The organism is Stappia sp. TSB10GB4, assembly GCF_900185745.1.
GTDB lineage: Bacteria > Pseudomonadota > Alphaproteobacteria > Rhizobiales > Stappiaceae > Stappia.
Map to the genome: position 1 here is coordinate 24,899 of NZ_FYAV01000080.1, position 12,008 is coordinate 36,906.

The 12,008-nt window shown below is 66.7% G+C and carries 10 protein-coding genes and 1 tRNA gene; 3 read left to right on the forward strand and 8 right to left on the reverse strand.

The window, feature by feature from the left end:
- Positions 1-59: 59 nt before the first annotated feature.
- From TSB10GB4_RS22165 to TSB10GB4_RS22190, 6 genes are all read right to left on the reverse strand, one after another.
- Entirely contained in the window at positions 60-446 is a 387-nt protein-coding gene (locus TSB10GB4_RS22165; protein ID WP_186397520.1) for an SUF system Fe-S cluster assembly protein, read from the reverse strand.
- 7 nt (positions 447-453) lie between these two features.
- Complete coding sequence (locus tag TSB10GB4_RS22170) at positions 454-1,701, reverse strand: cysteine desulfurase (protein ID WP_244571006.1); 1,248 nt, start codon at positions 1,699-1,701, stop codon at positions 454-456.
- Positions 1,702-1,828: 127 nt separating this feature from the next.
- The gene (sufD, locus tag TSB10GB4_RS22175) at positions 1,829-3,154 is read right to left on the reverse strand and encodes a Fe-S cluster assembly protein SufD (RefSeq protein WP_186397522.1); all 1,326 of its coding nucleotides are present in this window, start codon (positions 3,152-3,154) and stop codon (positions 1,829-1,831) included.
- Between the two features lie 17 nt (positions 3,155-3,171).
- Complete coding sequence (gene sufC, locus TSB10GB4_RS22180) at positions 3,172-3,927, reverse strand: Fe-S cluster assembly ATPase SufC (RefSeq protein ID WP_186397523.1); 756 nt, start codon at positions 3,925-3,927, stop codon at positions 3,172-3,174.
- Between the two features lie 54 nt (positions 3,928-3,981).
- On the reverse strand, positions 3,982-5,454 hold the full coding sequence (gene sufB, locus TSB10GB4_RS22185) for a Fe-S cluster assembly protein SufB (RefSeq protein ID WP_186389354.1): 1,473 nt from the start codon (positions 5,452-5,454) through the stop codon (positions 3,982-3,984).
- Positions 5,455-5,656: 202 nt separating this feature from the next.
- A complete protein-coding gene (locus tag TSB10GB4_RS22190) occupies positions 5,657-6,835 on the reverse strand; it encodes a cysteine desulfurase family protein (protein WP_186397524.1) in 1,179 nt (392 codons plus the stop codon).
- 380 nt (positions 6,836-7,215) lie between these two features.
- On the opposite strand from TSB10GB4_RS22190, the gene TSB10GB4_RS22195 reads away from it, so the two are divergent.
- Positions 7,216-7,872 carry an alpha/beta hydrolase gene (locus TSB10GB4_RS22195; RefSeq protein ID WP_186389352.1) on the forward strand — a complete coding sequence of 219 codons (657 nt, stop codon included), beginning with the start codon at positions 7,216-7,218 and terminating at the stop codon, positions 7,870-7,872.
- A 278-nt stretch (positions 7,873-8,150) separates the two neighbouring features.
- Positions 8,151-8,837, forward strand: a complete 687-nt coding sequence (locus TSB10GB4_RS22200) for an HAD-IA family hydrolase (protein ID WP_186397525.1) — start codon at positions 8,151-8,153, stop codon at positions 8,835-8,837.
- 48 nt (positions 8,838-8,885) lie between these two features.
- Here TSB10GB4_RS22200 and TSB10GB4_RS22205 read toward each other — a convergent pair whose 3' ends face one another.
- Together TSB10GB4_RS22205 and TSB10GB4_RS22210 are read right to left on the reverse strand one after the other, a co-directional pair.
- On the reverse strand, positions 8,886-9,935 hold the full coding sequence (locus TSB10GB4_RS22205; RefSeq protein ID WP_186397526.1) for a GNAT family N-acetyltransferase: 1,050 nt from the start codon (positions 9,933-9,935) through the stop codon (positions 8,886-8,888).
- A gap of 373 nt (positions 9,936-10,308) precedes the next feature.
- Positions 10,309-10,383, reverse strand: a tRNA-Val gene (locus TSB10GB4_RS22210).
- 304 nt (positions 10,384-10,687) lie between these two features.
- On the opposite strand from TSB10GB4_RS22210, the gene TSB10GB4_RS22215 reads away from it, so the two are divergent.
- Positions 10,688-11,725: a GlxA family transcriptional regulator gene (locus tag TSB10GB4_RS22215; RefSeq protein WP_186389349.1), complete on the forward strand. Its 1,038-nt coding sequence runs from the start codon at positions 10,688-10,690 to the stop codon at positions 11,723-11,725.
- The last annotated feature ends 283 nt before the right edge of the window (positions 11,726-12,008 follow it).

Genomic DNA, 12,008 nt, shown 5'->3' on the forward strand with positions numbered 1-12,008 from the left:
TAGCGTTTGGCGGGGCCCGAAGCCTCCGCGTTAGCCGTCAATATAGGGCCGAGCGGCGCTCAATACCAGTTGAGCGCCACCTTGGCCTCTTCCGACATGCGCTCGGGCGTCCACGGCGGATCGAACACCATCTGCACGTTGACGTCGCCGACGCCCGGAACCGCGCTGACGGCGTTCTCCACCCAGCCCGGCATCTCGCCGGCGACCGGGCAGCCCGGCGCGGTCAGCGTCATGTCGATGGCGACCGAGCGGTCGTCCTCGATATCGACCTTGTAGATCAGGCCCAGCTCATAGATATCGCAGGGAATTTCAGGGTCGTAGACGGTCTTCAGCGCCCCGACGATGTCGTCGGTCAGGCGCTTCAGCTCGTCTTCGGAAAAGGCTGAGCCGGTGGCCGAAATCTCGGCCTGGGCGTCCTCGTCCTGGATCAGTTGGTCTTCGCTCATCTCGCCCTCATGCGAAAAAGTCGTGGGCTTTCTGCAACGCCTCGACCAGCCTGTCGACCTCATCGAACGTGTTGTAGAGGCCGAAGCTCGCCCGGCAGGTGGAGGTCACGCCGTAGCGCGCCAGCAGCGGCTGCGCGCAATGCGTGCCGGCCCGCACGGCGACGCCCTCGCGGTCGATGACCATCGACACGTCATGGGCATGCACCCCCTTCATCTCGAAGGCGATGATGGCGCCCTTGCCCGGCGCCTCGCCGAAGATGCGGATCGAGTTGATCTGCTTCAGCCGCTCCTGCGCATAGTCGCGCAGCGCCGCCTCATGCGCGGCGATCCGCTCGCGTCCGAGCCCGTCCATGTAGTCGAGCGCGGCCGCAAGGCCGATCGCCTGCACGATCGGCGGCGTTCCGGCCTCGAAGCGGTGCGGCGGGCTGTTGTAAGTCACCATCTCCTCGGTGACGTCGAGGATCATCTCGCCGCCGCCGTTGAACGGACGCATCCGCTCCAGATGCTCCATCCTGCCCCACAGCACGCCGATGCCGGTCGGGCCGTAGACCTTGTGGCCGGTGAAGACGAAGAAGTCGCAGCCGAGGTCCTGCACGTCGACCGGCATGTGCACCGCCGACTGGCTGCCGTCGACCAGCACCGGAATGCCGCGCGCATGGGCGATGCGGCACAGGTCACGGATCGGCACCACGGTGCCGAGCACGTTCGACATCTGGGTGATCGCCACCAGCTTGGTCTTCGGCGACAAGGCCGCCTCGAAGGCCTCAAGGTCGAACGAGCCGTCCTCGCGCACATAGACCCATTTCAGCACCGCGCCCTGCCGTTCCCGCAGGAAGTGCCAGGGCACGATGTTGGAGTGGTGCTCCATGATCGACAGCACGATCTCGTCGCCCGCCCCGATCCGCTCCACGCCGAAGGTCTGGGCAACCAGGTTGATCGCCTCGGTCGTCGAGCGGGTGAAGATCACCTCGTCCACCGACGGCGCATTGAGGAACCGGCGCACGGTCTCGCGCGCCGCCTCGAAGTTCTCGGTCGCCGTGTTCGACAGGTAGTGCAGCCCGCGATGGACATTGGCGTATTCGTGCGAATACGCCTTCGTCACCGCGTCGATCACCGCCTGCGGCTTCTGGGCCGAGGCGCCATTGTCGAGATAGACGAGCGGCTTGCCGTAAACCTCGCGCGACAGGATCGGAAAGTCGCGGCGCACCGCCATCACGTCATAGGGGGCGCTTGCAACGGCACCGGGATCGGGCATCGACGTCATCTGCGTTCTCCCGCTTCGCCGGGGCGCCTGCCCCGGCCTGTACGGTGCTGCCGGGGCTTTGCGCCCCGGAAGCCTTTGCATCGGGGCCCTGTGCCCCGGAAGCACGCCGGGCCAGGGCTTACGCCCCGGCGTCCAGCCATGCGCGGATACGCTCCTCGAAGGCCTCCACGACGATCTCCTCGCCGATCTCCTCGACCGCTTCCGACAGGAAGGCGAGCACCAGCAGCGTGCGGGCCTCGGCCTCCGGAATGCCGCGCGAGCGCAGGTAGAACAGTAGATCCTCGTCGATCTGGCCACTCGTTGCGCCATGCGCGCACTGTACGTCGTCGGCGAAGATCTCCAGTTCCGGCTTCAGCGACATCTCCGCGTCGTCCGACAGCAGCAGCGACTGGGTCATCATCTGGCCGTCGGTCTTCTGCGCATGCGGGCGGACGATGATCTTGCCCTGGAAGATGCCCTTGGCACCGTCGCCGACCACGGTCTTGAACAGCTCGCGGCTGTCGCAATGCGGCACCGCATGGTCCACCACCAGCGTCTGGTCGACATGCTGGCCGGCCCGCACCATGGTGATGCCGAGCAGGTCGGCGCGCGACCCCTCGCCGGTGAAGGCGATGAAGGACTGGTGCCGGGCAAAGCCCGAACCGATGCCGGCGCCGATCAGCTTCACCTTGGTTTCGGCTCCGAGCGTCACCACGGCACTGCCGACATGGGTGGTGCCGGCGGCCTCCGCCTGCAGGCGGGCAACGGTCACTTCCGCCTCGTCGCCGGCGCGAATGTCGGTCAGCGTGTTGGAGAAGCTCCCCTCCGCCCCGCCGATGAAGGTCTCCAGCACGGTCGCCTTGGCGCCCTTGGCGGCCGTCACGATCACCCGCTCGCTGGTCGAGACGGCGCTCGCCGACAAGGCGTGGACGATCTCGACCGGCTTGTCCAGCGAGGCTCCCTCGGACAGCGACAGCACGAGGCCGTCGGCGCAGAAGACGGCGTTGAGGCCCGTCGCCGCATCGCCGGCGGCGATCTGCGGCAGGTGCATCAGGCTTTCGCCCTCCTCGACAAGCGCCTCGGCGAGCGGGCGCACGCGCACGCCGGCCTCGGCCAGCGCGGCAACGTCGGAGAGGCCGGCATGGAAATGGCCGTCGACGATGACGAGCCGGTAGCGGTCGGCCGCGCCATAGACGTCGTCGAGCGCGGCGAGCGCCGCCTTGGCGTCATCGTCGCTGCGGCGCGCGGCGAAGGCCGGAATGCTCTTCAGCCTCGCGCGCAAGTCGGAGTATTTCCACTCCTCGACCCGGCGATGCGGCAGCCCGCTCCTGCGGAAGGCGTCGAAGGCCGACTTGCGGATCCCGGCGACCGCCGCTCCGCCCGGCAGGGCGTCGCGGTCGCGGTAATAGGCCTCGGCCAGGTCGGTTTCGGCCCTGGTTTCCAGGGTGCGTGGTTCGATGGTCATGTCTCTATCCTGACCTCTCACGCGGCCGCGTCGACAAAGTCGGCGTAGCCCTTCTGCTCCAGTTCCAGCGCCAGCTCCGGGCCGCCGGACTTGACGATGCGCCCCTTCGACAGGACATGCACCACGTCCGGCACGATGTGGTCGAGCAGGCGCTGGTAGTGGGTGATCACCACGAAGGAGCGATCCGGCCCGCGCAGGCGGTTGACGCCGTCCGACACCACCTTCAGCGCGTCGATGTCGAGGCCGCTATCGGTCTCGTCGAGCACGCAGAGCGAGGGCTGCAGCAGGGCCATCTGCAGGATCTCGGCGCGCTTCTTCTCGCCGCCGGAGAAGCCGACATTCAGCGGCCGCTTCAGCATGTCCATGGTGATCTGCAGTTCGCCGGCCTTCTCCTTGACCCGCTTCATGAACTCGGGCGTCGACAGCTCGTCCTCGCTGCGCGCCTTGCGCTGCGCGTTGAGCGCCGTCTTCAGGAAGGTCATCGTCGCCACGCCCGGGATCTCGATCGGGTACTGGAAGGCGAGGAAGACGCCGGCGGCGGCGCGCTCGTCCGGCGCCAGCTCCAGGAGGCTCTGGCCGTTGTAGACGATGTCGCCTTCGGTCACCTCGTAGTCGTCCTTGCCGGCGAGGATATAGGACAGGGTCGACTTGCCGGAGCCGTTCGGGCCCATGATGGCGTGCACTTCGCCCGGCTTCACGACAAGGTCGATGCCGCGCAGGATCTCGGTGCCGTCTTCGGCGATGCGGGCGTGCAGGTTCTTGATCTCAAGCATTTTGGTATCCGTCGGTCTTTCAGGATGTTCGGTATGCGAGGCGGTCGGCCGGCGTTAGCCGACCGAGCCTTCGAGCGAGATGGAGATCAGCTTCTGCGCCTCGACGGCGAACTCCATCGGCAGTTGCTGGATCACGTCCTTGACGAAGCCGTTGACGATCAACGCCACCGCTTCCTCGTCGGAGAGCCCCCGCTGCTGGCAGTAGAACATCTGGTCGTCGGAGATCTTCGAGGTGGTCGCCTCGTGTTCGAACACGGCCGTCGCGTTCTTCGACTCGATATAGGGCACCGTGTGGGCGCCGCAATCCTGGCCGATCAGCAGGCTGTCGCACTGCGTGAAGTTGCGCGCGTTCGACGCCTTGCGATGCGCCGAGACGAGGCCGCGATAGGTGTTCTGCGACTTGCCGGCCGAGATACCCTTGGAGATGATGCGGCTCGACGTGTTCTTGCCGAGATGGATCATCTTTGTGCCGCTGTCGATCTGCTGATAGCCGTTCGACACCGCGATCGAGTAGAACTCGCCGCGCGAATTGTCGCCGCGCAGGATGCAGGACGGATATTTCCAGGTGATCGCCGACCCGGTCTCGACCTGGGTCCAGGAGATCTTGGAATTCTTGCCACGGCAATCGCCACGCTTGGTGACGAAGTTGTAGATGCCGCCCTTGCCTTCCTTGTCGCCCGGAAACCAGTTCTGGACGGTCGAATACTTGATCTCGGCATCGTCCAGGGCGATGAGCTCGACCACCGCCGCGTGCAACTGGTTCTCGTCGCGCTGCGGCGCCGTGCAGCCCTCCAGATAGGAGACATAGGCGCCCTTCTCGGCGATGATCAGCGTGCGTTCGAACTGGCCGGTGTTCTTCTCGTTGATGCGGAAGTAGGTCGACAGTTCCATCGGGCAGCGCACGCCCTCCGGCACGTAGACGAACGAGCCGTCGGTGAAGACCGCCGAATTCAGCGTCGCGTAGAAGTTGTCGGTAACGGGCACCACGGAGCCGATATACTTGCGCACCAGTTCGGGGTGCTCGCGCAGCGCCTCGGAAATCGAGCAGAAGATGACGCCGGCCTTCTTCAACTCCTCCTTGAAGGTGGTGACCACCGAGACGCTGTCGAAGACGGCATCCACCGCGACCCGGCTCTTCGGCTCGACGCCGGCCAGAATCTCCTGCTCGCGCAAGGGGATACCCAGCTTCTCATAGGTCCTCAGCAGCTCCGGGTCGACCTCGTCGAGGCTCTTCGGCCCCGGCGCGGACTTCGGCGCGGCGTAGTAATAGATGTCGTTGAAGTCGATCTTCGGGTACTCGACGCGGGCCCAGGTCGGCTCGGTCATGGTCAGCCAGCGCCGATAGGCCTCCAGCCGCCATTCCAGCATCCACTCCGGCTCGTTCTTCTTGGCCGAGATGAAGCGGATGATGTCTTCGTTGAGTCCCTTGGGAGCCTTTTCGGACTCGATGTCGGTGATGAAACCGTACTTGTATTGATCGACGTCGATCGACCGGACACGGTCGATCGTCTCCTGAACTGCAGCCATGCGTGTCTCCATCCACTGCGGTGTCAAGGACCGCGGGTTGTCGCACTATGTGATGGGCGCGGCCGCCGGCCGCCCCCGGTCATTCTTCCGTTCCGGACGCGGCCAAGGCCACGTCCGGGTCTTGCTGGACGCAGCCGAGCCGCGTCCGGGTCGTGACGGGGCGCAGGCCGCGCCCCTTATCGCTCGTGTGGTCCGGATCCCGTCAGGCGGCGCGGCCCGCGCCTGTCTGCCTGATCCGTCCCGATATCCGCCGCCATGCGGCAAGAAACGTCTCGATCTCTTCCGGCGCGGTGTTGCGCCCGAGGCTGATCCTGATGGCGCCGCGCGCCAGATCCCGCTCCACGCCCATCGCCGACAACACCGGCGAGACGCCGACCTTGCCGCTGGAGCAGGCGGAGCCGGACGACACCGCGATGCCCTCCAGATCGAGGGCGATCAGCGCGGTCTCCGCCGCCACGCCCGGCACCGCGAAGCAACTCGTGTTGCCGAGCCGCGGTGCGCCGGCGCCGAAAACCACTGTGTCGGCCCATATATGGCGAAGCTGCCGCTCCATGCCATCCCGAAGGGCCGTAATTTCGTCCCATCCAACCAGTTCCGCCGCCGCCAGTTCCGCCGCAAGGCCGAAACCGGCGATCGCCGCGACATTCTCCGTGCCCGCGCGGCGCCAGTTTTCCTGTCCGCCGCCGGTGAGCAAGGGGGCCGGGTGCAACCCTGCCCTGCGCACCACCAGCGCGCCCGCGCCCTGCGGGCCGCCGATCTTGTGGGCCGACAGCGCCAGGCTGTCGGCGCCCCAGGCCTCCATGTCGATGGCGATGCGGCCGGCCGCCTGCACGCCGTCCACATGCAGCACCGCGCCGCTGCCCTTGAGCGCCGCCGAAATCTCGCCCAGCGGCTGCAGCACGCCGGTCTCGTTGTTGGCCGCCATCACCGCCACCAGCAGGCTCTCGCCCGCCGCCGTCAGTTCGCCGACCCGCGCGCTCAGCGACGCGACATCGACGCGGCCCTCGCCGTCGACCGGGACGCTCTCGCGCGCCTCGGCCGGAAAGCGTCCGCCGGCCGCGACCGAGGGATGCTCGCTCGCCGCCACCAGCAGCCGGGTGAACCGCCGCTCGCCGCGCCCGTCCTTCCAGACCGGCGACAGCGCCGTCACGTTCGCCTCGGTGGCGCCGCAGGTAAAGGTGACCTGCGCGCCCGGCACGCCGCACAGCCGGGCGACCTGCGCCCGCGCCGTCTCGATCGTGCCGCGCGCCCGCCGGCCCGGCCCGTGCACCGACGAGGCGTTGCCGGTCTGGGTCAGCACCCGGCAGACGAGCTCGGCCACCTGCGGGCGCAATGGCGCGCCTGCATTGTGATCGAGATAGATGCCGGCCCCTGACGTCATGACCCTCGTACCGTCTGCGCCGAAAACACGCCGCCCAAAACTGCTCCGCCGGACCGTCCGTCCGACAAAAAAACCGACCCGGCTGTCATCTTGCGCGATGCAATTCTTGCAATTCCGCGTGGAGATCGGTTTAAGACATCCCTATATACCACGCTGGCCGGACGGACAGATCGACACGACTGGTCGACCGGGCCGCCGACGTGAACCGGACGAGACGCGGCCTCCGCCGTCAACTTTCGAACGATTCTAAAGAAGTTGTAGGAACCAGGGCCAGCCGAGTCAAGTCGGACTACGCAATTGCCCTGAGCTTCGCAACCCCGCGCGGCCCGGCGAACGGCAAGGAAAGTTAAGGAACGAATGCCCCATGAACGAGGTGGTCCATGCCTGAAGTGATTTTCAACGGTCCGGCCGGCCGGATCGAAGGCCGCTTTCAGCCGGCGAAATCGCGGACGGCCCCCATCGCCCTGATCCTGCACCTGCATCCGCAGTTCGGCGGGACGATGAACAACCAGATCGTCTATCAGCTCTACTACATGTTCGCGAAGCGCGGCTTCGCCGTGCTGCGGTTCAACTTCCGCGGCGTCGGGCGCAGCCAGGGCTCCTTCGACCATGGCCAGGGCGAGCTTTCGGACGCCGCTGCCGCCCTCGACTGGGTGCAGACCGTGCATCCGGACGCGCGCTCGTGCTGGATCGCCGGCTTCTCGTTCGGCGCCTGGATCGGCATGCAGCTCCTGATGCGCCGCCCGGAGGTGGAAGGCTTCATTTCCGCCGCTCCGCCGGCCAACCTGCATGATTTCTCGTTCCTGGCCCCCTGCCCCTCCTCCGGCCTGATCGTCCATGGCGATGCCGACAAGGTGGTGCCGTCGAAGGACGTCCAGACCCTGGTCGACAAGCTCAAGACGCAGAAGGGCATCGTCATCGATCACAAGGTGATTCCGGGCGCCAACCACTTCTTCGAGAACCATATGGAAGAGCTGATGGCCGAGTGCGGCGCCTATCTCGACAAGCGTCTCGGCGTCACCAGCGAGATGGCCTGAGCCTCGAAGCCAAGCCAAACCCTTGAAACGCCGGCCGCCTTGGCCGGCGTTTCGCTTTGGGAGCCACGCCGGAATTTGCGACGGATTTTGCAAAATCCTGTCTCAAAACGGCCGAATCTTGCGACACTTGCGCAAAAGCACAGGGCCGGACCGGAGAGCGTCCTTTGCGCCTGTCGCCGCCGGGCCGCCGCGACGCTGCCCCGTTATCCCCCTTCCCCACGGGCAAGCGGCGCGGGTATAAGCCCCCGAACAGCCGCCGCAGCCTCCAGGAGCCGCCCATGCCCACGCCCGCCCTCGTCTTCGATCTCGACGGCACCCTGGTCGACACCCGCCACGACCTTGCCGCCGCGGTCAACGGGGTGATGCGCGAAGAGGGCCTCGGAGAAGTCGGTCTCGACACGTTCGGACACCTCTATGGCGTCGGCGCCCGGCCGCTGCTCGCCAAGGCGCTGCTGGAGAACGGCATCGCCGACCCCGACCCGATCGAGATCGAGCGGCTGTTTCTGCGCTTCATCGCGCTCTACCGGGCCGACATCGCCGGCCGCAGCCTGCCCTTTCCCGGCATCCTGGATCTGCTGGTCGCCTTCCGCGCCGAAGGCTGGCGGCTGGCCGTGTGCACCAACAAGTCCGAGCCGATCGCCCGCCAGCTTCTGGACCATCTGAAAATGCTGGACCTGTTCGACGCGCTGGTCGGCGGCGACACCTTCGCGCGGTCCAAGCCCGACGCCATGCCGGTGCTCGGCGCGATCGAGCGCGCCGGCGCGCGGCTTGCCGGCTCGGTGATGATCGGCGACAGCCGGGCCGACATCGACGCGGCCCGCGCCGCCGGCATTCCGGTGGTCGCCGTCACCTTCGGCTACACCGCCGTGCCGGTGCGCGAGCTTTCGCCCGACGCGGTCATCGACCATTTCGACGAGTTGCGCTCCGCCCTCGACCGTCTCGGCCTCGGCCTCGCCGTCGGCTGAGCCCCGAGCCCAGGACCGGGCGCCGGCCAGAAAGCGGACAGAAGTCGCTCAGAAGTCGGTGAGCAGCCGCGACCAGCTTTCGGACGACAGGCCTTCCGCATAGAGCAGGTCCTGTTCGACCGCCCGGTGCAGGGCCGGCAACCGGCCTCCGAGACAGAAAAAGCCGCGATGGCGGAACGTTACATGGGCCATCGCCTGCAGCGCCGGCATCATGAAGGGCTGCGTCATGCCGCGGGCCTCCGAATAGCCCTGCCGGTCGAGATCGGCCAGCAGCGCCGCCACGGTCTCGCGCTCGCGCTCTTCAAGGCACAGCAGGTTGAGCACGCTCGCCCGCCCGCGCCCGCTGCCGCAATAGGCGGCGGCACCGATGATCGCGCCGCCGGCATCGGTCACCAGACAGAAGCGCAGCGCTCCAAGGCCCGGATTGCTCTCCACCATCCGCATCAGCCAGGCGAACTCCGCCGGATCCCAATCAGGACGGACGCTGAACCGCCCCAGCATCGGCCGGGCCTCGAACAGGAAGCGCGCCGGGCCGACGGTTTCCACGGCAAGACCCTCCGGCATCCTGGCGACAAGGCGCTTGTAGCGGCGGCGCAGGCCGGCATCGAGCAGCCGGAGCGGCGCCAGCGCCATCTGTCCCGCCTCGCTCCGCAGGGCGCGGTGCAGGCGCGGCACCTCGGCGGCCAGCGGCCGGAACAGGCGGCGCCACTCCAGGCTCTGGACCGGCAACACCCGGCCGCCGCCGGCTTTCCAGTGAACGGTGCTGGACTCCAGCGCCGTGTCGGAGAACAGGAAGTCGTGCCGCTTGCCGCGAAAATAGCGCGACAGATTGGCCGCGCCGCGCGGCCCGGTCTCGCCGACGGCCATGAAATTGCACAGCAGCCGCGCCGTCACCAATTGGCCCTCGACGCGAAAGCGCATCGGCACCGACAGGATCGCCGCGCAGACGGTGCCGCTCTCGTCCTCGAACACCCGGCTGCCGTTGTCGGACGACAGATGCGGGCTGCCGAAGCACAGCGCCTCCAGATAGGCCTCCAGCCCCGGCGCCTGCCGGCCGTCGCGAAAGGCGCTCGCGAACATCTCCGCGATACGGGCCACGTCCCGCCGCTCCATCGGCCGGCTGCACTGTTGTGTCGCGCTGCGCACCATACTGCTTCTGACGATGTGTCCGTGCATTCGCAAAGCCGCCCTCTGTTTGCGCGCAGTATGGCGCCAGGGACTTGAGCGAGACTTTACATCGGGACCGAAAACTGGGCACGGCCGGAAAAACCGCCGATGAGGTAAACCATTCGCAAATGGGTCCGCGCGGCGCATAGTGACGCAGGCACCGTCTGCCCGATCGCGGGCGACTGCGCGTTGAGACCGCCGCCGCAAGGCTGGTCGCGAAAACGATGAAGGACAGGACGCACGCGCGCGTCGGAGGACGGCCGAAACGGCCGGGCTGCGGGAAGGACCCAAATACGGGAAGGAATGGTGGGCGATACTGGGATTGAACCAGTGACCTTTCCGGTGTGAACGGAACGCTCTCCCGCTGAGCTAATCGCCCATGGCCTGTCGGCTGGTGAGGGGTATCTAAAGGAGCGGGCCGGCTTGCGCAAGGCGGAATTTGGACGCCTGTGGATTTTCCCCATGCCCGACGCCGGCAGCATGTCGCACCCGCGCATCGCCATGACGTTTTGTTGACCCCGCCCCGCTTTATTTCATGTCTGCCGGCATAATTTCGCCATACATGTATTCGCCGCCGTTTTTATTTGACAAGATTGACGGCTACTCACAAACTGCCCGCAAATAGAAGCAAAAACCTTCCATTGGACTAGGGGTCAGCCCCTCGCAGCCCGGGCACAGTGCGCATGGCAGATCAGACCACCTCCACCGAACAGCAGACGGTGGCCCTTATCCTTCTGGATCAGTTCTCGCTGATCGCCTTCACCTCGACGATCGAGCCGATCCGCATCGCCAACCGGGTGCTCGGCCAGGAGTTCTATTCCTGGAAGACCTATTCGGTGGACGGCAACCCGGTGCAGGCCAGCAACGGCTGCCATCTCTCGGTCCAGGGGTCGATCAACGACCTTGAGGACGCCGACATCACCTTGATCTGTTCCGGCGTCGACGTGGAGCGCGTACCGCTGCCCAAGGAACTGGGGACGCGGCTGCGCAAGCTGAACGCGCGCGGGCGCACCTATGGCGCGGTCTGCACCGGCTCCTATGTGCTCGCCCGCTACCACCTGCTCGACGGCCGCCGCTGTACGATCCACTGGGAGAACCTGCGCTCCTTCCGCGAGGAGTTTCCCGAGATCGAGGTCTCGGGCGACCTCTTCGCCATCGACCGCAACTGCATCACCTGCGCCGGCGGCATGGCCGCGCTCGACATGATGCTGCGCGTCATCGCCATCCAGCACGGCGCCTATCTGGCGCATGAAGTGGCGGAGGTGGCGCTCTACCAGAACATGCGCTCGGGCGAGAGCGCGCAGCGCCACGATCTGGAAAGCCGCACCGGCATTTCCAACGTCAAGATCCTCGACGCCATCCGCATCATGGACCTGCATATCGAGGATCCGCTGTCCTGCCAGCAACTGGCGATGACGGTCAACCTCAGCCCGCGCCAGTTGGAGCGGCTGTTCCGCCGCCATTTCGACTGCACGCCGGGCCAGTATTATCTCAAGCTGCGGCTGGAGACGGCGCGCGACCTGCTGCGGCGCACCAACCGGCCGGTGCTCGACGTCGCCATCGCCTGCGGCTTCGCCTCCACTTCGCATTTCACCAAGTGCTACCGGGAGCGCTACAACTGCACTCCGACGGAGGAGCGCCAGTCCTATTTCTGGGCGCAGGGCGGGCGCAAGCAGAGCGCCCGCATGGCCGGCCGGGCGCGACTGGTCACCTCGCACTGACCCGCCCGCGACGGGCGGGACAAGAGCAAAGCGGCGGCGGCCACGCATCGGCGCGCGGGGCGCACCGCCTTCCTTTTGCGTCCTCCCGCGCGCCCTCGCGTTTCGTCCTCCCGGGCGGCGCGCTCGCGTTTCGTCATCCCGCGCGCCCTCTCTTTTCGTCATCAACTCATATCGTTGAGGTGGTCTCTCGTTCTGGCGTTGAGGATGACGACGATCTTTCGCATGAGGGCTGTGAGGGCGACGATTGGCTTCTTTCCGTTTGCGATCAGCCTGTGGAAGACGG